21 protein-coding genes are annotated in these 22,190 nt (G+C 64.4%); 11 read left to right on the top strand and 10 right to left on the bottom strand.

Going from position 1 to position 22,190, the window contains the following annotated elements; all coding sequences use genetic code 11:
* Nucleotides 1–70: 70 nt before the first annotated feature.
* The 3 genes from KUV74_RS18795 (at nucleotide 71) to KUV74_RS18805 (ending at nucleotide 3,133) form a co-directional block, all read left to right on the top strand.
* On the top strand, nucleotides 71–1,519 hold the full coding sequence (locus tag KUV74_RS18795; RefSeq protein WP_222517092.1) for an aldehyde dehydrogenase family protein: 1,449 nt from the start codon (nucleotides 71–73) through the stop codon (nucleotides 1,517–1,519).
* A gap of 420 nt (nucleotides 1,520–1,939) precedes the next feature.
* A complete protein-coding gene (locus tag KUV74_RS18800; protein ID WP_222517093.1) occupies nucleotides 1,940–2,485 on the top strand; it encodes a DUF805 domain-containing protein in 546 nt (181 codons plus the stop codon).
* 90 nt (nucleotides 2,486–2,575) lie between these two features.
* Complete coding sequence (locus KUV74_RS18805) at nucleotides 2,576–3,133, top strand: DUF805 domain-containing protein (RefSeq protein WP_222517094.1); 558 nt, start codon at nucleotides 2,576–2,578, stop codon at nucleotides 3,131–3,133.
* A gap of 104 nt (nucleotides 3,134–3,237) precedes the next feature.
* On the opposite strand, the gene KUV74_RS18810 is transcribed toward KUV74_RS18805, so the two are convergent.
* From KUV74_RS18810 to KUV74_RS18850, 9 genes are all read right to left on the bottom strand, one after another.
* Nucleotides 3,238–4,641, bottom strand: a complete 1,404-nt coding sequence (locus KUV74_RS18810) for a Na+/H+ antiporter NhaC family protein (protein ID WP_108133481.1) — start codon at nucleotides 4,639–4,641, stop codon at nucleotides 3,238–3,240.
* A gap of 59 nt (nucleotides 4,642–4,700) precedes the next feature.
* Nucleotides 4,701–5,753 (bottom strand): YeiH family protein, encoded by a 1,053-nt coding sequence (locus KUV74_RS18815; protein WP_108449223.1) that lies wholly within the window; start codon nucleotides 5,751–5,753, stop codon nucleotides 4,701–4,703.
* A 205-nt stretch (nucleotides 5,754–5,958) separates the two neighbouring features.
* Nucleotides 5,959–6,699 carry an aspartate/glutamate racemase family protein gene (locus KUV74_RS18820; RefSeq protein WP_222517095.1) on the bottom strand — a complete coding sequence of 247 codons (741 nt, stop codon included), beginning with the start codon at nucleotides 6,697–6,699 and terminating at the stop codon, nucleotides 5,959–5,961.
* Between the two features lie 30 nt (nucleotides 6,700–6,729).
* A complete protein-coding gene (locus KUV74_RS18825) occupies nucleotides 6,730–8,010 on the bottom strand; it encodes a TRAP transporter large permease (protein WP_222517096.1) in 1,281 nt (426 codons plus the stop codon).
* A 3-nt stretch (nucleotides 8,011–8,013) separates the two neighbouring features.
* Complete coding sequence (locus KUV74_RS18830; protein WP_108133479.1) at nucleotides 8,014–8,571, bottom strand: TRAP transporter small permease; 558 nt, start codon at nucleotides 8,569–8,571, stop codon at nucleotides 8,014–8,016.
* A gap of 86 nt (nucleotides 8,572–8,657) precedes the next feature.
* A complete protein-coding gene (locus KUV74_RS18835) occupies nucleotides 8,658–9,641 on the bottom strand; it encodes a TRAP transporter substrate-binding protein (RefSeq protein WP_052704426.1) in 984 nt (327 codons plus the stop codon).
* Nucleotides 9,642–9,685: 44 nt separating this feature from the next.
* The gene (locus KUV74_RS18840) at nucleotides 9,686–10,918 is read right to left on the bottom strand and encodes a DegT/DnrJ/EryC1/StrS family aminotransferase (protein ID WP_222517097.1); all 1,233 of its coding nucleotides are present in this window, start codon (nucleotides 10,916–10,918) and stop codon (nucleotides 9,686–9,688) included.
* 22 nt (nucleotides 10,919–10,940) lie between these two features.
* Nucleotides 10,941–12,257 (bottom strand): histidinol dehydrogenase, encoded by a 1,317-nt coding sequence (gene hisD, locus KUV74_RS18845; RefSeq protein ID WP_222517098.1) that lies wholly within the window; start codon nucleotides 12,255–12,257, stop codon nucleotides 10,941–10,943.
* Nucleotides 12,258–12,326: 69 nt separating this feature from the next.
* Entirely contained in the window at nucleotides 12,327–13,370 is a 1,044-nt protein-coding gene (locus KUV74_RS18850) for a D-cysteine desulfhydrase (RefSeq protein WP_261395581.1), read from the bottom strand.
* A 189-nt stretch (nucleotides 13,371–13,559) separates the two neighbouring features.
* Between KUV74_RS18850 and KUV74_RS18855 the strand changes: the two genes are divergently transcribed.
* Nucleotides 13,560–14,462, top strand: a complete 903-nt coding sequence (locus KUV74_RS18855; RefSeq protein WP_108133476.1) for a LysR family transcriptional regulator — start codon at nucleotides 13,560–13,562, stop codon at nucleotides 14,460–14,462.
* A gap of 37 nt (nucleotides 14,463–14,499) precedes the next feature.
* Here the strand turns inward: KUV74_RS18855 and KUV74_RS18860 are convergent, their stop codons facing one another.
* The gene (locus tag KUV74_RS18860) at nucleotides 14,500–15,246 is read right to left on the bottom strand and encodes a UTRA domain-containing protein (protein ID WP_231498696.1); all 747 of its coding nucleotides are present in this window, start codon (nucleotides 15,244–15,246) and stop codon (nucleotides 14,500–14,502) included.
* Nucleotides 15,247–15,563: 317 nt separating this feature from the next.
* On the opposite strand from KUV74_RS18860, the gene KUV74_RS18865 reads away from it, so the two are divergent.
* The 7 genes from KUV74_RS18865 (at nucleotide 15,564) to KUV74_RS18895 (ending at nucleotide 22,165) form a co-directional block, all read left to right on the top strand.
* Nucleotides 15,564–16,640 (top strand): ABC transporter substrate-binding protein, encoded by a 1,077-nt coding sequence (locus tag KUV74_RS18865; RefSeq protein WP_222517099.1) that lies wholly within the window; start codon nucleotides 15,564–15,566, stop codon nucleotides 16,638–16,640.
* 132 nt (nucleotides 16,641–16,772) lie between these two features.
* Nucleotides 16,773–17,642 (top strand): alkaline phosphatase family protein, encoded by an 870-nt coding sequence (locus tag KUV74_RS18870; protein ID WP_222517100.1) that lies wholly within the window; start codon nucleotides 16,773–16,775, stop codon nucleotides 17,640–17,642.
* Nucleotides 17,639–18,472: an ABC transporter permease gene (locus KUV74_RS18875; RefSeq protein ID WP_108133474.1), complete on the top strand. Its 834-nt coding sequence runs from the start codon at nucleotides 17,639–17,641 to the stop codon at nucleotides 18,470–18,472. The genes KUV74_RS18870 and KUV74_RS18875 overlap by 4 nt, the downstream gene beginning before the upstream one ends.
* A complete protein-coding gene (locus KUV74_RS18880) occupies nucleotides 18,459–19,307 on the top strand; it encodes an ABC transporter permease (RefSeq protein ID WP_108133473.1) in 849 nt (282 codons plus the stop codon). The genes KUV74_RS18875 and KUV74_RS18880 overlap by 14 nt, the downstream gene beginning before the upstream one ends.
* Nucleotides 19,304–20,452, top strand: a complete 1,149-nt coding sequence (locus KUV74_RS18885) for an ABC transporter ATP-binding protein (RefSeq protein ID WP_222517101.1) — start codon at nucleotides 19,304–19,306, stop codon at nucleotides 20,450–20,452. Before KUV74_RS18880 ends, KUV74_RS18885 begins: the two co-directional genes overlap by 4 nt.
* Complete coding sequence (locus KUV74_RS18890) at nucleotides 20,449–21,189, top strand: HAD family hydrolase (protein WP_222517102.1); 741 nt, start codon at nucleotides 20,449–20,451, stop codon at nucleotides 21,187–21,189. The genes KUV74_RS18885 and KUV74_RS18890 overlap by 4 nt, the downstream gene beginning before the upstream one ends.
* A gap of 67 nt (nucleotides 21,190–21,256) precedes the next feature.
* Nucleotides 21,257–22,165, top strand: a complete 909-nt coding sequence (locus KUV74_RS18895) for an NAD(P)-dependent oxidoreductase (RefSeq protein WP_222517103.1) — start codon at nucleotides 21,257–21,259, stop codon at nucleotides 22,163–22,165.
* The last annotated feature ends 25 nt before the right edge of the window (nucleotides 22,166–22,190 follow it).

Genomic DNA, 22,190 nt, shown 5'->3' on the forward strand with positions numbered 1-22,190 from the left:
ACACCCCCTCATCTCGCCGATCATTTCATTCGCTTATTCCCTCTAATGTCTTTGCCCCTGGAGTCCCTCCGTGCAACAGCTGACACAACAGTTTATCGACAACCGCTGGGTCGATAGCCACAGCCGCCGGCGCCTGGCTGTGACCGATCCCTACCGCCAGACCCAGATCGCCGAGATCACCGCCGGCGATGCCAGCGACGTCGACGCCGCCGTGGCCAGCGCGCGTGCCGCCCTGCCCGCCTGGCAGGCGCTGGGCGGACAGCGTCGGGGCGACTTTCTCGAAGCCTTCGCCACGGCCCTCGAAACCCGCCGCGGCGATCTCGAACGGCTGTCCTCCACCAACAACGGCAAGGCCCTGGCCGAGGCCGCCATCGACCTGGACGACGCCATCGCCTGCTACCGCTACTACGCCGGCCAGGCCCGCGCTCTGGAGCAGCGTCAGGGTCGCCTGCTCGAGCACGGCATGGACGGCGTCGAGGCGCGGGTGTTCGAAGACCCCGCCGGCGTGGTCGGACTGATCACCCCCTGGAACTTCCCGCTGGTCACCAGCGCCTGGAAGATCGCACCGGCACTGGCCGCCGGCTGCACCCTGGTGTTCAAGCCCTCCGAGGTCACCCCGCTGCCCGAGGTGGCGTTGGCCGACATCGCCGTGGAGATCGGCCTGCCTGCCGGTGTGCTGAACCTCTTGCTGGGTGACGGCGAAGGCATCGGTGCCCCTCTGTCCGCCCATCAGGGTGTGGATAAATTGTCCTTCACCGGCAGCAATGGGGTCGGCGAGAAGGTCATGCGGGCCGCCGCCAACGGCGTGCGCGGCGTATCACTGGAGCTCGGCGGCAAATCGCCGATCCTGGTGCTCGATGACGCCGAGGTCGAAGCCGCCGCCGACTGGGTGATGGCCGGCATCTACTTCAACTCCGGGCAGATCTGCTCCGCCACCTCGCGACTGATCGTGCATCAGACGCTGGCCGAACCGCTCTACCAGGCGCTGGCCGACCGTATCGACGGCCTCACCCTGGGTGACCCGCTGGCCGAGGGCACCGACATGGGCCCGATGACCAGCGCCCGTCAGCGCGAAGCCGTGGAGCGCTACCTCGAGATCGCCAAGGAGGAAGGTCTGACGCCGGTGCGTGACGGCCGCCATCGTGACCTGCCGGCCCAGGGCGAGTTCGTCGCCCCGACCCTGTACCGCGATGTGCCCACCTCAAGCCGTCTGTGGCGCGAGGAAATCTTCGGCCCGGTGCTGTGTGCGCGCAGCGCAGAGAGCGAAGCCGAGGCCATCGCCCTGGCCAACGATAGCGCCTTTGGCCTCGCCGCCACCGTGATCTCTGGTGACGCCGAGCGCGCCAGGCGTGTTGGCCGCGCCCTGCGTGCAGGCAGCATCTGGTTCAACTCCGAACAGCTGGTGATGCCCGAGGCCAGCTGGGGCGGCTTCGGCGCCAGCGGCATCGGACGTGAACTCGGCCCCTGGGGACTGTCCGGTTATCTTGAGGTAAAGCATCTGATTGGCCCTGCCGCTTAACCTCTCCCGGTCCTGTTTCCGGACCATCGCCTCAGCGACGACTCAGTATCACCGCGGCAATATCTCAACAACATCACCCCGATGGCAGGCCAAGGCGCCCGGCCATCGGGGTGTTTTTTTGTCGCAGCGACGCAATTTCGTGCCAGTTCGGCCAACCCGAGGTCAAATAATTAGAAAATTCTTAAAAAGAGAAAGGATGTAGGACATCCCCCATATCCCCTGACGAAATGGCTTTCTAGAGTCGCAGTGAAGCCTTCGCTGCAGGCACCAATGATGCGTTCCTCATGCAAGGACAACATGCGCCACCGCCAACCATTGCCATGACGACTGACCATCCATCAAGGCATGGGAAAATCCGACAACGCCTTGACACCTTTGATGAATCGAAGACCGATTTAAAGAAGGAAACAGGAGAAGAAGATGAGACTCAACTCCATGTCGTCAGCCACCTCATCTTCCGTCACCTTGCCGCTGCCGCTGTATAGCGTACCCGGTAGAAGCAGCAGACTCTGGTCAACTCGTGGCCGTATCGGGCGCATTCGCTACTGTAGCCGACTTGCCGCAGTAGGACTCATCTATAACCTCGCGCTCTTTCTCCCACTTTATCTCGACTACCTGTACCCTGCGACACTCACCCAGAGCACCTTTACCATCCTGATCTACGCCTACGCAGGCCTGTACTCAGTCTTCACCCTTTTCGCCATTCTTCAGGCAAAACGTCGCCTTAACGATCAGGGGCGTTCTGGGTGGGTACTGCTTCTTGGACTGATTCCCCTGATCAACGTATGGCTGGTCATCACCCTAGTCTTCTCTCGTGGCACACCAGGAAGCAACCCCTTCGGACCACCACCTTCTCCATCGACTTCATCGGAAACGAAGCGCTTCTGGTGCTTGCTCATTCTTAACATTGCCGTGGCGTCAGCGGCCATCTGCTATGGACCACTACAGTTTCACCTGGGTCTTTAGACCCTCCCAGTGGACTGCTAAAAGCATAGATATTAACCGACTCGGCGAAAGGATCGCCGGAACTCTTACCCCAAGGAAGGAAGCAGCAAGATGACAAACGAAAGCACTACGTTAGATAACTCAAATGAAATCAACTTCCCTTCAGATACAGAAATCTCCAACACGCAAGGTGATGCAAACGACCGCCAGGCAGCAAATAAAAACCCTGGACTATGGTCGACCAATGGTCGTATCGGTAGAGTAAGATACTTTAATCGCTTAACCTTGCCGGTATTGTTCGTCTATGCCGTACACGGGATACTTATCTACTATAGTCTGACGGCAACACCGGCCGCTGCAGAGACAGCCGCCAGCGCCTTTACCATCAGCCAATTCGTGCTTGGAATTCCATTGACTATCTTTGCGCTAATCCAGGGAAAGCGCAGGCTAAATGACCTGAACAAGTCAGGCTGGCTCATGCTACTTTTCTTTATCCCCCTTATAAACCTCATCCCATTTATCATGGTGACCTTCATCAAGGGGAGTGATGGTGACAACCGCTTCGGTGCTGAACCTTCCCCCCTCACTTCTAATGAGATGACCCTGTTCTGGTTCCTGACCGGACTGTCGGTCGTTGCTTGCGTAGCGCTGGCCTCTCTAACGCTCTAAAAAAACATTCCCTGCGCTACTACCAACAACGACAACCACAAGAGCGCCACAGCCCCGCCAGCATGGCGGGGCTGTTTTTTTACTGCCAGGTGAGCGGAGGCCGGTCAGACGGCTGCGACCTCGGTGGTGCCCTGCTTGCGCCGCCGAAGCAGGATCGAGACGGCCAGCACCACCAGCATGGCCCAGGGGTACGGGGTCAGGAAGGAGGCAAAGGCTGACGGCGCGGCGACCTCGTTCTGCACCGCGGTGGAAGCGATGACCTCCTGCCAGACCGCCACCACGATGTGCCAGGGAAGCAGAAAGAACACCGTGCAGACCGCGCAGTCCATCAGGTTGGCGGCCCTGGCCGGCGAGATGCCGAACTGCTGAGCCAAGCTTCGTACCAATCCCGGCCCCACCAGCAGCAGCGCCGGGGCGTTGGCCGACAGCGGAGTAGATGCGGCAATCGTCACTGCCACGATGCTGGTCTCGGCGCTGGCCCGGTCCTTGACCAGGCGCTTCCTGGCGCCGTCCAGCAGTTTTTCCATCAGACCGGTATCGAGAATCACCTGGGTCAGCGCCAGCACCATCAGCGCAAACAGCACGGCGCCGGTTACCGAAGCAATACCATTTTCGATCAGGCCGGTGCTCTCGCCTCTGGCTTCGGGCAACGAGAACAGATCACCCAGGCCAATGGCACCGATCGCCAGGGCGCACAGCATGGCCACCAGATTGCCGATAAACATGGCTTCGACGATGTGTCGGCGCTTCAGCGCAAAGAACACCACCGCCGCGAGCGGAATCAGCATGACCAGGCCGGAAGCATGACCGGAAGGCACCTCCACGGCTGACGCCGAGGCCTCGCCGCTGGCACCGAACAACAGGAAGATCAGCATCGAGATCGCCGCAGCCGACAGCGCCAGCGGTAGACGGGTGCGGATCACGTCGGCGATTTCCGCCCCTTGGGTATAGGAGGACACGATGGTGGTATCCGACACCGGGGACAGGTTGTCACCGAAGGCCGCACCGGACAGGATCGCCACCGCCAGCATGGACGGATCCGCCCCCAACAGGACGCCCGCCGGGTACAGCACCGGCGACAGCCCGATGACGGTACCGGTACTGGTGCCGGTCCCCAGGGCAAACACCATGGCCATGGCAAAGGCCAGCAGGGTGAAGGCCGCACCCTCGGCGCCCACCGCTGCTCCCAACCACATCAAGCCATCGATCAGGCCGCCGGCGGCCATCAACTTGCCGAAGACACCGGCCAGCAGCCACAGTGCGATGATGGCCGTCGCGGTGGAATTGCCCATCCCCTTGAGCAGGCTGTCACAGTACGCCGTGCGTTGCCGACAAAGAAAGAGTCCCACGCCCATGGCCACCCAGGCGCAGGCCCAGAATGGCTTGGTGCCGGCACGCTCGAACACCGACAGATAGATAAGGCCTAGCACCAGCAGGATCAGGGGCGTCAAGGCACCCAGGGTGCCCCCACGAAAGGACAGTGAAGGTGTTGCGGTTTGTGTTGTCATTATCAGGGACCTTATTGTGTTTTATTGGTGTATTAGCGAGAACAGCGTTTCATCGCCGCTCAGCTACCCAGCCCACCGAAGACCACCACCCCCAGCACGATGGCCAGCAGCAGCAGGGTCTCCAGCACCATCAGGATGACCGGCTTCCAGCCGACCACCGCGAGCTTCTGAAAGGAGGTCTTGATGCCCAGGGCAGCGATGGCGGTGACAAGACACCAGCGCGACAGCGTCGACAGTCCTTCGTTCACGCTGTCGGGAATCAGCCCCAGGCTGTTGATCAGCACCAGCGCCACGAACCCCACCAGGAAGCCAGGCAGCATCGGCACCTGGCGCTTTCCCTCGCTGTTGCGCGAGGCGCGATAGAGCCAGCTGAAGATCATCACCACCGGCACCAGCATGGCCACACGCACCAGCTTGACCAGGGTCGAGACGTCGCCGGTCTCCTCCGAGATGATGTACCCCGCCCCGACCACCTGGGCCACGTCGTGGATGGTGCCCCCCAGGAAGATGCCGGCCTGGGTATTGGCAAGGTCGAGCACCCCCACCAGCAGCGGGTAGGTCACCATGGCCACCGTCGACAGCGTGGTCACGCCCACCACTGTGAGGATGGTGTTGCGCTCGCTGGTGTCGTTTTTCGGCATCACCGCCGACAGCGCCAGCGCCGCCGAGGCCCCGCAGATCGCCACGGCACCACCGGTCAGCAGGCCCAGATCACGGTGCAGGCCAAGCGCCCGGGCCAGCAGCCCCCCTGCGCAGATCACCAGTCCCACCGCGGCGAGCACCGTCAGCACCGGTCCAAGCCCCAGGTCACCGACTTGCTCGAGGGTCATGCGTGCGCCCAGCAGCGCCACGCCAAGGCGCAGCACGGTGCGCGCGGCAAACTCGATCCCCGGCAGGCAGCGTCCCTCTTCGCTCAAGAAGTGCAGCGACATGCCAAACAGCAAGGCGTAGAGCAGGGTCGGCCCACCGTAGTGATCGGCGATAAAGGTGGTGGCCAGGGCAATGGTCACGCACACCAGCAGTCCTCGCCCGATCGGGCTCAGGGACGCCAGTCGACGGCTTAGCCGCTGTCGCGAGGTCGCCGTCGAGGGGGAAGAAGAGGGTGAGGTCATGGGACGACTCCGGATCGTGAAAACGAGCGACCCCGGTCCTGCCGGATGAGGCCGGCGGACGAAGGCGTCTCTTTGGTGAACGGGACAGGAAGATCGACGTGCTGGCGGCGCTCGACGCCGCCCTGTTTCAACCTCTGTGCAGTGCTCTCGTTACAGCGCTCTCGTTACAGTACTCTCGCTTCAGCGCTCGACTCGGTTCTCCGAATCAACCGCGCGGTGCCTTTCCGGTGGCCTCGGCGACCACGTCTTCGGCCAGCACCTGTACGGTATCGATGATCGGCACGCGACCATCGAGCGCATCGCGGATCACCGAAAGCTCAGTACAGGCCAGGACCAGCACGTCGGCACCACGCGCCTGGACATCATGGGCGGCCTCGATGAAGGCGGCACGGGTGGCGGGCGCGCGCCCGGCACCACGCTTGACCGCTCGGATCACGTCGAGCACGCGATCCTCGTTGTCGGGATAGACCAACGACAGCCCCCTTGGCTCGATGAATCCCTCGTAAAGACCAATCTTGCGAAGCGCCGGCGAGCACAGCATGCCCACCCTGGCCCCCGGCATCTCGGCGGCGACCCGGTCCAGGGTGCGCTCGACGATATGCCACACCGGAATGTCCACCGCCTGCTGGGCGGCCGACCAGTAGTAGTGGGCGGTATTGCAGGGCATGACCAGAAAATCGCAGCCTGCCTGCTCGAGTCGTCTGGCCATGGCAGCAATGGCAGGCGCCGGTGACTCGCCGTCACCGTCGATCAGCGCCTTGATCCGTGATGGCACCTTGGGATTGTTGTCGACCAGCATATGCACGTGGTCGATATCGTCCTCGCCGGGCGTCACCTCGATGACCTTCTGCATGAAGGCCACCGTGGCGTCCGGTCCCATGCCGCCCAGCACGCCGACCATCGTATGGTCGGCGATTGTTGCGGAGTTATCGGTGGAAAGCGTCATAGCGGGTCCTTTGACGAGTGATGACCGGTATCAGAAGCCGAGAAGGTTGGGCAACCACAGGCTGAGCTGCGGGAAGAAGGCCAGCAGCAAGGCGATGACCACCATGGAACCCACCAGCGGCAAGGCGCGCACCGAAATCTTCTCGATGGAGACATTGGCGATCGACGAGCTGATGAACATGTTCTCGCCCAGCGGCGGCGTCGAGAAACCGATGCCCAGGCTGACCACCAGCACGATGCCGAAGTGCACGGGATCGACGCCGAGCTCCACCATCACCGGCAACAGCACCGGCGTGACGATCATGATGGTTGCCAGGATCTCGATGAACATGCCGACGATCAGGAGAAAGCCGATCACCAGAATCCACACCAGCCACAGGCTGTTGGTGATATCCAGGATGCCCTGGGCGATCATCGCCGGAATGTGATTCTCGACCAGGATGCGGCCGAAGGCGGTGGCGGTGAACATGATGATCAACACACGCCCGGTCAGCCAGGTGGTGCTCTGGAAGGCCTCGTTGAGCCCGCGCAGCGACGACTCCTTGTGGATGAAGACACCGACGAACAGGGCGTAGAAGATCGAGACCACGGCCGCCTCGGTGGGCGTGAACATGCCCGAATAGATGCCGCCCAGGATCACCACCGGCGCCATCAGCGACCAGAAACCATCCTTGAGCACCGCGACCACCCGCTTGCGATCGTAGGAAGTTCCCTCGGTCTGGTAGCCGTTGCGCTTGGCGGTGATGTAGTTGGCCACCATCAGGCCCGCCCCCAGCATCACGCCGGGGATGACGCCGGCCATGAACAGTGCAGAAATCGACTCGTTGGCGGTGACGCCATAGATCACCAGCGGCATGCTGGGCGGAATGACCACCCCGAGACCACCAGCGGTGGCGGTGATCGCCGCCGGGTAGCTTCTGCCGTAGCCGCGCTCGATCATCGCCGGTATCACCAGCATCCCCACCGCTGCGGTAGTAGCAGGTCCCGAGCCCGAGATCGCGCCAAAGAACATGCAGGCCATCACCGCAGCGGCGCCTAGCCCACCAGCGGCGGGACCGGCCAGCTCCTCGGCGATCAGGATCAGGCGTCTGGCGATACCGGCATCCCCCATCAGTGCGCCAGCCAGGATGAACGACGGCAAGGCCATCAGCGGAAACGAGTTGATGGCCGAAAAGGCCAGCTCGATCAGCGAACTGAGATCGTCGCCGTTGAGCACATAGACGGCCATCGAGGCCACACCGAGAGAGACGACGATAGGGGTGCCGAAGAACAACAGCCCGGCAAACATGGAAAACAGTACGGTTGCGGCCATGGCTTAGCCCTCCGCCTTGGACGACGTCTTGCCGTCGCTGTAGTGGCTCGTTTCCTCGGTGATCCTGGACACTTCCTGAGCGTCCACGTCACCTGGCTCGATGCCCTTGAACAGCTTCAGGTACTGCACCTGCAGCACGCGAAAGGCCATCAAGGTAAAGGCGATGGGGAAGACGAAGTAAACGTAGGCCAGCGACCAGCCCAGGGCCGGCGAGTCATAGGGGAATTCCAGCAACAGCCCGATCAGATCCAGGCTCTTGTAGGCCAGCACCAGACAGAAGGCGACCCAGATCAGATCCACCAGCAACAAGAGGGTATTGGCCACCTTGCGTGGCATCAGCTTGATATGGGTCTGCAGACGGTTATGCGCGCTCAAGTGGGCGGCGTGGGCGGCGCCCAGAAAGACGAACCAGACGAAGGCGTAGCGCGCGAGCTCTTCGATCCAGGCCATGCCGATGCCCAGGGTGACGCGCATCACCACCTGAACGAACAGCAGAATGACAAAGAGCCCGAGCAGAAAGCGGCAGGCGTAGTCTTCGATATAGTTGAGTTTGGCCAGCATGGAGGCCTCCTTCCCGACGGGAATGCAGCAGCGATGACAACAAGACCCGGGCGGCGGTCAGCGACCGCCGCCCGCGGCGACAACGATCAGTGACCGAGCGCCGCCTGCATTTCCTCGAAGGCTTCCTGGCCACCGATGTCCTCGTAGAACTGCGGCCACACCTCTTCCTGGGCGATGCGGATCCATTCATCCTCATCTTCCAGGGTGGCCACCTCGACCCCTTCGGCTTCCATGGCAGCGCGCGCCTCGGAGGCCTTGGTCAGCTGGAACTGCAGCGCGTACAGCTGCGCCTCCAGGCCGGCGCGATCGATGATCGCTCGCTCCTCGTCGGACAGACGCTCGTAGCTGCGCACCCCCATCACGATGGGCTGCAGCGAGTACTGGGCGTGAAGTTCGGTGAGGTGGTCCTGCACCTCGTGAAACTTCATGGTGCTGTTGACGATGTAGGGGTTGTCCTGGCCATCGATCACGCCCTGCTGCAGGCCGGTGAAGACCTCCGGCCAGGACATGCTGATGGGGCTGGCGCCCCAGGCCTCGTAGCTGGCCAGCATGATCTCGTTCTGCGGCACGCGAACCTTGAGTCCCTCGACGTCGGCGAGGGTCGTCACCGGCCGCTGGGAGTTGGTCAGGTGACGGAAGTTGGAGTACAGCCAGCTGACGATGTGCACACCGGCCTCTTCCTCGGCGATGGTGTTCCACCGATCGGCCAGGGGGCCGGTGGTGGCCTTGACCGCATCGGCGTGGCTACGCAGGGCATAGGGCATGGTCAAGGCGCCCAGACGCGCTGCGTAGGGCGTCAGGTTGCCGACACCGACCAGCGCAAAGTCCAGCTTGCCGATGCGGGTGTCCTGGATCATGCCGGTCTCGGAACCGAGCTGGCCGCCGGGGAACAACTCGACCTGCATCTCGCCGTCGGACAGCGATTCGACCAACTCCTCGAAGCGCTGGGCCAGGGCCCCCTGGTCGGAGTCCATGGGATCGCCCATGCCGACCTTGAAGGTCTTGGCCTCTGCGGCGGTGGCAGTGGCTGCCATGACGATGGCGGCGGTAAGTAGAGTCTTCTTGAACATTATTGTCACTCCGGATGTCTTGTTATTGCGTCGTCAGACGTGGCTCAGCGAGAGCCGAGCGCCTTGTCGGGTGTTGCCTCGGGGGGCTGCACCGCCTCATCCATGGCGGCGCTCATCAGCGCGACGATGTCGTCGCAGTCTGCTTGATCGAAGGTCAGCGGCAGGCGCAGGTCACACAGGGTGGCGAGTACTCTGTCGGCGATCGGCAGCGCACGTGTGCCGGCCAGATAACCCCAGCTGTCGTAGCGGCTGGTGTAGTCCTCCGGCAAGGGTTTGCCATACCACTTCAACGGAATGCCGCGGGCCTCGCAGCCCTCGACAAAGCGCGCAATGGTGTCGGCGCCCAGCGCCGGCAGGCGGAACTGGATGGAGCTGCCGACGAAGTCCTCCCTGGCGGGCCGGTCAATCAGGCACACCTCGGCGATATCTCCAAGACGCTGCTCCATGCGCCGATACAGCGAATTCCAGCGCGTCTTGCGGTGCTCCATCTCGGCCAGCTGAGGACGCAGGATGGCCGCCCGCAGATTGTCCATGCGGCCACTCATGTTGGGTGTCATCAGACGCGTCTCGGCGAAGCTTTCGGGCGCGGGTGCGGCCAGGTGCCGATCGAACAGCATGTAGGAGCCGGACAGGATCACCGCACGCCGCATGACCTCGGCATCGGCTGTGGCCAGAAGTCCGCCCTCTCCGGAATTGATGTGCTTGTAGGTCTGGGTGCTGAAGCAGCCTGCCTTGCCGAAGGTGCCGCTGGGTCGGCCATCGTAGGCCGCCCCCATGGTGTGGGCACAGTCTTCGATCAGCACGATGCCGTGGGACTCGCACACCGCGACGATGGCGTTCATGTCGCCGATATGGCCGCGCATGTGCGACAGCACAAAGAAGCCGGCACCGCTCTCGCGAGCGGCGCGATCCAGGTCGCCGGGATCGACGGTGGTATCGTCCAGGATGTCCACCAGTACCGCCTCGCCCCCTGCCGCGACGATACTGCCGGGCACCGGCGACAGGGTGAAGGCGTTGCACAGCACCTTGTCGCCGGCCTCGAGTCCGCAGGCGCGCAGCGCCAGCTGCAACGCATAACCGCCGGAGGCGCAGGCCAGTGCGTAGTCGACACCCAGGCTCGCGGCGAACTCGGACTCCAGCAGGGCGGTCTCACCGGCCTCGCCTTCGGCCAGGTTGTAGCGATGCAGGCGACCGCTCTGGAGCACGGCCACCGCCGAGGCGATGGCGTCGTCAGAGATGGCTTCCTGCTGGGTGAAGGATTTGGCAAAACGGCGCATGGCAGGCTCCTTCGCTTGCGACTCAGTAACGAGCCTGACGGTGAACAGGGAAATCCCATTCCTGCTCGGGGAAGTACTTGGCCAGGCGCCAGTCACAGGCCCGGGCGTGGCCTTCCATGCCCTCGGTACGGGAAATCCGGGATCCCACCGCGCTAAAGGTCAGATTGGCCTCGACGCTCAACTGCTGGGTGGTCAGCACCTTCATGAACTTGTGGACATTGAGTCCACCGGAGTAACGCCCGGCACGCTTGGTCGGCAGGATATGGTTGGTACCGGAGCACTTGTCACCGTGGGTGACGGTGCTGCCCTCACCCAGAAACAGCGAGCCATAGTTGCTCAGATGCTGCTTCCACCAGTCCAGATCCTCGCACAGCACCTGCAGGTGCTCGCAGGCGTACTGATCGCTGATCGCGACGATCTCCTCGCGGCTGTCGCCCACGATGACCTCACCGAAGTCGCGCCAGGCAGCGTGAACGATATCAGCGTTAGGCATGTCGTCAGCGACTTTCGGCAGAATCTCCATCACTTCGCGGGCGGTCGCTTCGCTTGTGCTGAACAGCCACACCGGTGAATTCGGGCCGTGCTCGGCCTGGGACACCAGGTCGACGGCGATGGTCATCGGGTCGGCGGATTCGTCGGCGATGATCGCCGACTCGGTGGGGCCGGCAAACACATCGATACCCACTTCACCGAACAGCAGGCGCTTGGCTTCGGCCACGTAGGCGTTGCCGGGACCGACCAGGATGTCGGCCTCGCGGCCACCGAACAGACCGAAGGCCATGCTGGCCATGGCGTGGACGCCGCCCATCTCGAGGATCATGTCGGCGCCGGCCACATGCATGGCGTAGGCCACCGCCGGGTTGATGCTGTCGCCCCGGGGCGGCGAACAGGCCACCACGTGTTCGACACCGGCGGCCTTGGCGGTGGCCACGCTCATCAGCGCCGAGGCGGCGTGAGCGTAGCGGCCGCCCGGCACATAGCAGCCGGCGCTGTGTACCGGCAGCACACGCTGACCGAGCAGCACGCCCTCTTCGGTCTCGATCTCGAAGGAGGTCAGGCTGTCACGCTGGGCCTCGGCAAAACGGCGGATCTGGCGGTGGGCGAAGTCGATGTCGTCCTTGACCGACTGGGGCACGCTGTCGATCAACTGACGCCGCTTGTCGTCGCTCAACACAAAGTCGCCGGTCCAGCCGTCAAACTTCTCGGCGTATTCGCGCACGGCCGCCTCGCCGCGGGCACGAATATCCTCGAGCATGCCACGCACCGCTTCCGTCACGCGCTGGTCTTCGGCGGCAACGCCAGCGGCGGCCTCCGCCGTCTTGAGATGACGAATGGTCATTGTTGTCTCCGAATAACGTCGTCGAGGGCGCCCGAACTCAGCGGGCGCCTGCCCTGAAGCGCCCTGGGCCTAGCCCTTGTAGTCGGGGAAACCGAAGGTATCGGGATAGCCGAACAGCGCAACGGCGCCGCCGGTGTGCAGGAAGACGACGTTCTCGTCCTGCTTGAAGTGGCCCTGGCGGATCAGGTCGATCAGCCCTGCCATGCCCTTGCCGGAGTACACCGGGTCCAGAAGGATGCCTTCGTGACGGGCCAGCAGGGTGACCGCCTCGATCATGCTGTCGGTGGGCACACCGTAGCCCTCACCCACGTAGTCGCAGTTGGCGACCACCTGGTCGCGGCTGACGACGCCGGACAGGCCGAGCTTGGCTTCGGTCTTCTGGGCCAGGGCAAAGACGTTGGCTTCCTGCTTGTCCTTCGGCGCGCGAACGCCGATGCCGAGCACCGGGATACCGGCGTTGCAGGCGCTGAGGCCGGTGACCAGGCCCGCCTGGGTGCCGGCGCTGCCGGTGGCGTGGACCAGATGATCGATGCGCAGACCCATGTCGTTGGCCTGGGCCAGAAGTTCCAGGGCGGCATTGACGTAGCCCAGGGCACCGATCTCGTTGGAGCCGCCGCCGGGGATGATGTAGGGCTTCTTGCCTTCACTCTTCAGACGATCGGCCAGGCCTTCCATCTCGGCGGCCATGTCGGCACCGCCCGGGCGCTTCTCGACGCTGGCGCCGTGGAGCTGATCAAGGAAGACGTTGCCGTTGTAGTTGTAGTTGGGGTCCTCGCTGCCGGTGCGGTCTTCCAGCAGGATGTGGCACTCGAGCCCCAGCTTGCAGGCGGCGGCCACGGTCTGGCGGGCGTGGTTGGACTGGGTGGCGCCCTGGGTGATGATGGTGTCGGCGCCCTGTTCCAGGGCGTCGGCCATCAGGAATTCAAGCTTGCGGGTCTTGTTGCCCCCGGTGGACAGGCCGGTGCAGTCGTCGCGTTTGATCCACAGCCGCGGACCGCCGAGCAGCTTGCTCAGGTTGTCCATGGGCTCCAGCGGAGTGGGCATATGGCCGAGACGGACACGGGGAAAACGGGACAGGTGCATACGGGCCTCCAGGCGAGTCATTGTTGGCATTGGCGTGCTCTCTTGACGACCTACGTCGAAAGACACAGCAGGCCTGAAGGCCTGCCCTCGAGCGATCGCTTCCAAGTTAAGCCTCGCCTGGAACATGAGACCAATGCCAAGTTGCTCGCCAGCTGTTAAATTTTTGCATAGCCACTGCTTAGCCCCGGCCGCCACCCACTAAGGCAGACCAAAACACCAATGAAGATCGAATGGATAGAGGATTTTCTCGAGCTTATCGAAGCGGGCACCTTTTCCCAGGCGGCCGAACGGCGCCACGTCACCCAGCCGGCATTCTCGCGCCGTATCCGCCAGCTGGAAGAATGGCTGGGGGTGGCGCTGATCGATCGCAGCGCCTCGCGCCTGGAGTTGACCGCCCACGCGCGGGCGTACGAGCCCCAATTACGAGAGTGGCTGGCACGCCTTTACGCCATGCGCAGTCGTCTCAGAAGCGATGCCCGCCAGGGGCCCAGGGCCATTCTGACCACCCAGCACACCCTGACCGTCAGCTACCTGCCGCGCCTGTTGCGCCACCTGCGTCATCACGCGCCTGAGGTGGGACTGCAGATCACCTCGTCCGACCGCAGCCAGTGCATCCACGACTTCGAGCAAGGCAAGGCCGACCTGTTGCTGTGTTCGGAGCTGGAGGGCGCCCCCCTGTTCAGCGGCAGCGACAGCGTCGAGCGGCTGTCACTGGGCGTTGAACGGCTGTTGCCGGTGTGCGCATCGGATCATCACGGTGGTCTCATGCACGAACTCGAGGAAGGTCAACGACTGCCCTTGATCGGCTACGATCCGGACAGCTTTCTTGGCCAGGCCCTGGCGACGCCTTACCTGCTCGATGCCCAACGCCACTACGAGATCGAACTGGTCTGCGAGACCGCCTTCACCATCGGCATTCGCCAACTCGCCCTGGCCGGTCTCGGCATCGGCTGGCTACCCCACGGGTTGATCGAGGAAGACCTCGAGAGCGGCAAGCTGATTTCCTTGCAGGAAATCCTCGGCGGCCCCTCTCTGGAAGTGGCCTGCTATCGCCATCGCGACGAAGCGGCAGTGGCAGCCCCCCTGTGGCACCTGCTGGAAGAACGCCCTCCCGCGGTCTAGCACTCCCCTGCAGTTCGAAGCCCCTCGATCTCGCACCTCAAACTCCCTGAGGGGCGGCGGAAAGCGTCAGCTCGATGGCGTCGTGGCGCCAGTACTCATCATCACAGTCGATGGCACGGCCGTTCTGGTCGTGGTTGATGCGGGTGATGCGCTGGGCGGGGCTGCCGCGTACCGCGTTGAGCGCGCTGGCGGCGTCGCTGGAAAGTACACAGGTTCCGAGCTCGTAGCTGACCCGCCCGACCCGGATGCCGTACTCGCGGCGGTAGAGCTCGGTCAGCGATTCCCGCGCCAGATCGAACTCCAGAATGGCGGGAAAGCAGCGCGGCAACAGATGGTGTTCCACGTAGAGCACCCGGCGTTCGTCCACCAGCCGGGCACGACAGATGCGGTAGACGCGCTCGCCTTCGGCGAGTCCCAGCCGGCGGGCGACCGTGACGGGCGCGATCACTTCCTCGGCACTGAGCAACAGGGTGCGGGCGCTGCGCTGCTGGGATCGCACCATCTCGTGAAACGGCAGGCAGGCCAACAGGTCATAGCGTAGCCGTGGCGGCGACACGAACCAGCCGCGCCGATTCTCGCGATACACGCAGCCCTCCGCCTCCAGCTCATTGAGTGCCTCGCGCAGGGTGATGCGGGTGGTCTGGAGGCGCGCCATCATGTCTCGCTCGCTGGGCAGACGGCGATCGCCCCGTGTCGAGGCCAGACTCAGCAAGGGCGCAAGACGCTCGCGCAGGCGATGGGAGGGTGAGGCGTCGTGCGAGGTGTCGTCAGGGACAGTAGGCAAGGCGGACTCTCGAAGCTCTGACCAGGATCGCCGCCGGGCAGTATCCGGCGGCGTCCAGCTTTCTGGTATAGACCAAAGAAGGTTCAACGTAATTTCAGCAGTCTAGTGGCAAGCCGGTGACAACGCGATGACAGTGCTCGAACGAGTCGGGTTTTTCGTCCTTTACCTAGCTCATATGGACTGAGACGAGACTGCCACGCAACTGACACGAGGCTGTCACGCTAGCTCCTTAGGGTGATCGTCAACGGAAACTGATCTAGACCAGAAAGGCGCATCGGTTTCCGTCGACTTCACGCCCCTGACCCGGAGACCCTCCCGTGATCGTCACTTCTCTGCGTTACCCGACCCTGACCGCCCTGGCCTGCGCTGGCCTGCTGTCCACCGCCGCCCAGGCAAGCACCGCCGAGCTTGAGTCACTGATCGAGGCCGCCAAGCAGGAAGGCCGCGTCGACAGCGTCGGCATGCCCGACACCTGGGCCAACTGGAAGGACACCTGGGCCGACCTGGAAAGCGTCTACGGCCTGGCGCACACCGATACCGACATGAGCTCCGCCGAGGAAGTCGCCAAGTTCAAGGCCGAGGGCGAGAACGCCACCGCCGATATCGGCGATGTCGGCTTCGCCTTCGGACCGATCGCGGTGCAGCAGGGGGTGACCCAGCCCTACAAGCCCACCACCTGGGACGAGATCCCCGACTGGGCCAAGGACGAAGATGGCCATTGGATGCTCGGCTACACAGGCACCATTGCGCTGATGATCAACAAGAACCTGGTGGAAGAGGACCAGCGCCCGAGTTCCTTCGCCGACCTGCGCGAGGGTGACTACTCGGTATCGGTGGGCGCCGTGGGCCAGGCTTCCCAGGCCAACAATGCGGTACTCGCCGCCGCCTACGCCGCCGGTGGCGACGAGGGCAATCTGGCCCCGGGCCTCGAGCTGTTCGCCGAACTGGCCGAGCAGGGCCGACTGTCGCTGGCCGACGTGTCCATCGCCAACCTGGAGAAGGGCGAAGTGGAAGTGGCCCTGCTGTGGGACTTCAACGCCTTGAACTACCGCGACCAGATCGACCGTGACGCCTTCGAGGTGGTAATCCCCTCGGACGCTTCGGTGACCTCCGGCTATGCCACCATCATCAACACCCACGCCCAGCACCCCAACGCCGCCAAGCTGGCCCGTGAGTACATCCTGTCCGACGAAGGGCAGTTCAACCTGGCCGAGGGCTACGCTCGCCCGATCCGCGCCGAGCACCTGACCCTGCCCGACGACATCGCCGCCAAGCTGCTGCCCAACGAGCAGTACGCCAGCGCCCGTCCGATCCAGGACTTTGCCGCCTGGGAACAGAGCGCCAAGGTGCTGCCGCGCCAGTGGCAGTCCGAGGTGCTGATCCACCAGCAGTGATCAAGCGCTGAGGACAGCGCCGCTACGTCGATCGACCGCTGAAGACAGTGCCCAAGTGGCCTGTCTTCAGCGCATTCCACGTCTTATCGCGACAGCGCCGCGCCCTGTATTGCCGCGCGGCCGGGAGTCATCATGACCAGACCCGTCATACTGGTGGTGCTGGACGGCCTCAATCACGCCGTCGGCCATCACGCCATGGGCCACTTGAGCGCCCTGGTAGAGGCCGGACGCGGCTACACCACCCACCTCGACTGCGAGCTGCCGGCCATGTCTCGGCCGCTCTACGAGTGCCTGCTGACCGGCGATCGCCCGGTGGACTCCGGGGTAGTGCACAACGACATCGTGCGCCGGTCCCATGGCATCAGCCTGTTCGACCTGGCCCGCGGCCAGGGCCTTGCCACCGCTGCGGCGGCCTATCACTGGGTCAGTGAGCTCTACGTCAAGGCGCCCTTCGAGCGCACCCGCGACCGTTTTCTCGACGACCCTGCGGCGGCCATCCAGGCCGGCATCTTCTACTGGCAGGACCACTATCCGGATGATCACCTGTTCAGCGACGCCGAGGCCCTGAGGCAACGCCACGCGCCGGACTTCCTGCTGGTTCACAGCATGAACATCGACGACACCGGCCATCGTCATGGCGGCGACTCGCCCCAGTACAGAAACGCCGCCCGCCACGCCGACATCGCCCTGGCCGACTACCTGCCACGCTGGCTGGCCGACGGCTGCCAGGTGATGATCACCGCCGACCATGGCATGAACGCCGATCGCTCCCACTCGGGCCTGCTGGAAGAAGAACGCCGGGTGCCGCTGTGGCTGTTCGGCGATGCCTTTGCCGACCCCGCCGGACGGGTCATCCGCCAGACCCACCTGTGCGGCACCCTGGCAAGCGTCCTCGGGCTCTCCCACGACAAGCCCTGGCATCCCGAGCTGCTGGCCGCGACCAACACTGCCAGCGTCGCATCCACCGCGAACGCCACCTGCAACGAGGAGGCCGGATCGTGAAGGCGCCCCTACCGGCCTGGCTGTGGCTTGTGCCTTTCGCCGTGATATTCACCGCCTTCCAGCTGGCGCCGATGGCCTGGGTCGCGATCAGCGCCTTCAACGTCAACGGTAACTGGGGCCTTGGCCACTTTCAGGAGATCGCCCAGTCGGCGTTCTTCCGCCAGGCGATCTGGAAGAGTCTGACCATCTCGCTGGTGTCCAGCGCCATCGGCCTGGTCATCGCCACCCTGACCTGCCACGCCCTGGTACGTTCCGGCGGACGCCTGAGGCGAGCGATGATCGCCTTCACCAACATGACCTCCAACTTTGCCGGCGTGCCCCTGGCCTTCGCCTTCATCATCCTGCTGGGGGCCAACGGCGTGCTGACCCTGGCGCTTCAACGACTCGGCATCATCGAGGACGTGCGTCTTTACTCCACCGGCGGGCTGATCGTCATCTACACCTGGTTCCAGATTCCGCTGGGCATCCTGCTGCTGTTCCCGGCCTTCGCCGGCCTCAAGGCCGAATGGCGTGATGCCGCCAGCCTGCTCGGCGCCGGGCGCATCGCCTACTGGCAGCGCATCGGCCTGCCGGTGCTGTGGCCGGCCCTGGCCGGCACCTTCACGGTACTGTTCGCCAACGCCATGGGCGCCTACGCCACCGTCTACGCGCTGGTCAACACCAGCTACAACCTGATGACCATTCGTATTGCCAACCTGGTGGCCGGCGACCTGTTCCTCGAGCCCAATCTGGCAAGCGCCCTGGCGCTGATTCTGGTGATGCTGCTGGTGCTGGTCACCCTGGTCCAGCAGTGGCTGTTGAGAAGGAGTGCACAGCATGGCTCACGCTGAAACCCTGCCGGCTCACAAGAGCCCGACCGCAGCGCCGCTGTCGGCGACCTTCAACCCCTACGCCTGGATCGTCGGCAGCGTCTTCGCGGTGCTGGCCCTGCCGCTGGTGGCGACCCTGGGTTACGCCCTGGCCACCCGCTGGGGCGCGACCCTGGTCCCCGATGGCCTGACCCTGGCCTGGTTCGTGGAGCTATGGACCACCCCGCGCTTTGTGGCGGCCTTCGCCCGGTCGCTGGCTGTCGCCGTGGGTGCCCTGGCGCTGTCGCTGGTGCTGGTGATGCCGGTGGCTTTGCTGGCCCACACCCGCTATCCGTGGCTGGACCGCTGGATGAACACCCTGATCCTGATGCCCTTCGCGGTGCCCCCGGTGGTGTCCTCGGTGGGGCTACTCAAGCTCTACGCTGGCGGCCCGCTGCCGCTGGTGGGCACCCCCTGGATCCTGATTCCCACCTACTTCACCATCGTGCTGCCGTTCATGTACCGCGCCATTGCCAACAGCCTGCGTGCGGTGGACGTGCAAAGCCTGATGGACGCCGCCCAGCTGCTGGGTGCCGGGCCGCTTAAAGCCTTCTTTCTGGTCATCCTGCCCAACCTGCGTGGCGGGGTGCAGATCGCCATCTTCCTGTCGTTTTCGTTCCTGGTCGGCGAATTCGTCTTCGCCAACATGCTGGTGGGCACCCGCTTCGAGACGCTGCAGGTCTACCTCAACAATATGCGCGGCGCCAGCGGCCACTTCACCAGCGCCCTGGTGATCACCCTGTTCGCCTTTACCCTGATCCTGACCTGGCTGGGCAATCGCCAGGCCGAGCACACCATCACGGAGGCCACACGATGATGGCTGCCACTACACCTGCCACCCAGCGCGCCGCCCCGTCCACGGTCCCGTCCACTATCCCGTCCTCGGTCCAGACCACGACCCCGTCCGCGCCAGGCCGCCAGGAAAGCGGCAACGCGGTCTCGCTGAGGGGGCTGGCCAAGCGCTTCGGCGAAACCTCGGTGTTCGCCGACATCGACGCCGATATCGAGCATGGCGAGTTCATCACCCTGCTGGGGCCGTCCGGCTGCGGCAAGTCGACCCTGCTGCGGGCCATCGCTGGGTTGACCTCGCTGGACGCCGGCAGCATCCACATCGGCGGTGACGACATCACCCGCCTGCCGCCCCAGCGGCGCGGGGTCGGCATGGTGTTTCAGCACTATGCGCTGTTTCCCAACCTCAAGGTCGCCGACAACGTCGCCTTCGGCCTGCGCATGCAGAAGGTCCCCGGTGACGAGCGCGCGCGCCGGGTGGACGAGGTGCTGCGCCTGGTCGAGATGCAGGACCAGGCGCACAAGTTTCCCCACCAGCTGTCGGGCGGGCAATGCCAGCGGGTGGCACTGGCACGCTCGCTGGTGGTGGAACCCAAGGTACTGCTGATGGACGAGCCGCTATCGGCGCTGGACGCCCGCATTCGTCGACATCTGCGCGACCAGATCCGCGAGATTCAGAAGACCCTCGGCCTGACCACCCTGTTCGTGACCCATGATCAGGAAGAGGCCATGTTGATGTCCGACCGGGTATTCCTGATGCACCAGGGGCGGATCCTGCAAAAGGACACCGCCGAGGTGCTCTACACCCGGCCCCGGGACGAAAACGCCGCCGGCTTCATGGGCCACTACTGCCTGCTCGACGCCGTCGAGGCCGCGCCACTGCTGGGCTTTCGCAGCCAGGCCGGGCGTGTCGCGCTGCGCCCCGAGGCGCTCTATCTCAGCGTGCAGGGCCGCCCTTTGGGTGGCGAACGGCCGGCGCGGGTGGGACCGGGCGTCAGCGGACGTGTGCGTCGACATCGCCTGCTCGGTAACATCGTGCGCTACGACATCGACTGCGATGGCACCAGCCTCGCCGTCGATACCCTCAATCGCTCCGCCCGCACCTTGCTGCCCGCCGGCTGCGAGGTGACGATCCACGTCGATCTCGACGAGGTTCAGGAGCTGGATGCATGAACGATCTGACGAGCGCTGTCACCATGACCACTGACGCCTGCCACGGCGACGCCGCCAAGGCCCCCGACGCGCCCATGACCCTGGCCCTGTTCGACCTAGACGACACCTTGCTCAACGGCGACATCACTGGACTCTGGAGCCAGTGGCTGATCGATCTCGGCTGGATCGAGGACGGCGACGCCTACCGCGCCGCCTTCGCCGAGCACATGACCGCCTACGCCGCCGGAACGCTCGACATGGAAGCCCATCTGGCGCTGTTGCTGACGCCGCTGGCCGGCCGCAGCGAGGCCGACGTCAGGCAACAGGTCGACGCCTTCCTCGAGGCCGAGGTGGTGCCCCGGCTCTTCCCCCAGGGCCACGAACGCCTGGCCTGGCACCGTGACCAGGGCCATCGGGTGGTGATCATCTCGGCCTCGCCGATCCACGTGGTCGGCCCGCTGGCCGAGCGCCTCGGCGCCGATCAAGCGCTGGCCACCGCCCTCGAACTCGACTCCCGCAGGCGCTACACCGGCAAGGCCGAGGGCATCCGCACCTTCCAGGGCGGCAAGCTCGAGGCGCTGCGCGAGTGGCTGGCCGAGCACACCCCGGTGGAGAGCTTCGGCTACTCCGACTCGCGTAACGACCTGCCCCTGCTGGAATTCGTCGACTGTCCCTTCGCCATCAACCCCGACCCGACACTTGACGCCACCGCCCGCGAGCGCGGCTGGCCGGTACAGTGGTGGCGGCAGGTCGACTGAGCGTGGAGGCACCGGGCGGAAGAGGTTAGGCTGTTACCTACTTTCTAATCTACAACGAGCCGCCCGTATGACCTCTCCTGCCACCATCGCCCTGCTGGGCACCGGTATCATGGGCCTGCCCATGGGCCGTCATCTGATCCGTGCAGGCTTCCCCCTGCGTGCCTGGAATCGCAGCATCGACAAGGCAGCCCCGCTGGGCGAACTTGGCGCCACTCTGGCCGAGACACCCATCGAGGCAGCGGCAAACGCCCAGGCGGTGGTGATGATGGTAAGTTCGGGCGCGGTATGCGAGACGCTGCTGTTCGGCGACGACGGCATCGCCCGTCAGTTGTCTCCCGGTACCCTGCTCATCGTGATGTCGACCATTGGCCACAGTGAAGCAATCGCCTTGGCCGAACGCTGTCGCGAGCTTGGCCTTGGCTGGGTGGACGCCCCGGTCTCCGGCGGCGAAAAGGGCGCGCGCGAAGGATCTCTTTCGATCATGGCCGGAGCAGACGCCGTCGATTACGACAGGGCAAAGTCCATTCTCGAGGCCATGGGCCATCCCCTGCATATTGGCCCGGCAGGCAGCGGCGCCCTGGCCAAGCTGGTCAATCAGTTGACGGTGGCCAGCACCATCGCGGCGGTGTCGGAAGCCCTGGTGCTGGCCGAAGCCGGCGGCGCCGACCCCGCCAAGGTGCGCCAGGCCATGCTGGGGGGCTTCGCCTACTCGCGGATTCTCGACCAGCATGGCCAACGCATGCTGGACGGCGACTTCGCACCCGGCGGACCGGCCAGGCATCAGCTGAAGGACACTCGCGCCGCCTGCGACGTCGCCCGGGAACTCGGCCTCGACTTGCCGCTGCTTGAGTTGACCGACCGCCTGTTCGGCGATCTGGTCAACGCAGGTGGTGCTGACCTCGACCACAGCGCCCTGCTGCTCGAGGTCCGGCGACGCAACGGCATGGACGCCGGCGAACTCGACCGCAACGGCTGACGGACGGCGAGCCCGCCTGGCGTTA

It is taken from the genome of Halomonas sp. DP1Y21-3 (genome assembly GCF_019801245.1).
GTDB lineage: Bacteria > Pseudomonadota > Gammaproteobacteria > Pseudomonadales > Halomonadaceae > Halomonas > Halomonas litopenaei.

Excerpts from the sequence above, each read along its gene's own strand:
- KUV74_RS18880 (WP_108133473.1), top strand. The coding sequence starts at position 18,459 with ATGGCTCACGCTGAAACCCTGCCGGCTCACAAGAGCCCGACCGCAGCG.
- KUV74_RS18840 (WP_222517097.1), bottom strand. The coding sequence starts at position 10,918 with ATGCGCCGTTTTGCCAAATCCTTCACCCAGCAGGAAGCCATCTCTGAC.
- KUV74_RS18800 (WP_222517093.1), top strand. The coding sequence starts at position 1,940 with ATGAGACTCAACTCCATGTCGTCAGCCACCTCATCTTCCGTCACCTTG.
- KUV74_RS18805 (WP_222517094.1), top strand. The coding sequence starts at position 2,576 with ATGACAAACGAAAGCACTACGTTAGATAACTCAAATGAAATCAACTTC.
- KUV74_RS18835 (WP_052704426.1), bottom strand. The coding sequence starts at position 9,641 with ATGTTCAAGAAGACTCTACTTACCGCCGCCATCGTCATGGCAGCCACT.
- KUV74_RS18890 (WP_222517102.1), top strand. The coding sequence starts at position 20,449 with ATGAACGATCTGACGAGCGCTGTCACCATGACCACTGACGCCTGCCAC.
- KUV74_RS18815 (WP_108449223.1), bottom strand. The coding sequence starts at position 5,753 with ATGACCTCACCCTCTTCTTCCCCCTCGACGGCGACCTCGCGACAGCGG.
- KUV74_RS18850 (WP_261395581.1), bottom strand. The coding sequence starts at position 13,370 with ATGCCAACAATGACTCGCCTGGAGGCCCGTATGCACCTGTCCCGTTTT.
- KUV74_RS18855 (WP_108133476.1), top strand. The coding sequence starts at position 13,560 with ATGAAGATCGAATGGATAGAGGATTTTCTCGAGCTTATCGAAGCGGGC.
- KUV74_RS18895 (WP_222517103.1), top strand. The coding sequence starts at position 21,257 with ATGACCTCTCCTGCCACCATCGCCCTGCTGGGCACCGGTATCATGGGC.
- KUV74_RS18885 (WP_222517101.1), top strand. The coding sequence starts at position 19,304 with ATGATGGCTGCCACTACACCTGCCACCCAGCGCGCCGCCCCGTCCACG.
- KUV74_RS18825 (WP_222517096.1), bottom strand. The coding sequence starts at position 8,010 with ATGGCCGCAACCGTACTGTTTTCCATGTTTGCCGGGCTGTTGTTCTTC.
- hisD (WP_222517098.1), bottom strand. The coding sequence starts at position 12,257 with ATGACCATTCGTCATCTCAAGACGGCGGAGGCCGCCGCTGGCGTTGCC.
- KUV74_RS18820 (WP_222517095.1), bottom strand. The coding sequence starts at position 6,699 with ATGACGCTTTCCACCGATAACTCCGCAACAATCGCCGACCATACGATG.
- KUV74_RS18810 (WP_108133481.1), bottom strand. The coding sequence starts at position 4,641 with ATGACAACACAAACCGCAACACCTTCACTGTCCTTTCGTGGGGGCACC.
- KUV74_RS18830 (WP_108133479.1), bottom strand. The coding sequence starts at position 8,571 with ATGCTGGCCAAACTCAACTATATCGAAGACTACGCCTGCCGCTTTCTG.
- KUV74_RS18870 (WP_222517100.1), top strand. The coding sequence starts at position 16,773 with ATGACCAGACCCGTCATACTGGTGGTGCTGGACGGCCTCAATCACGCC.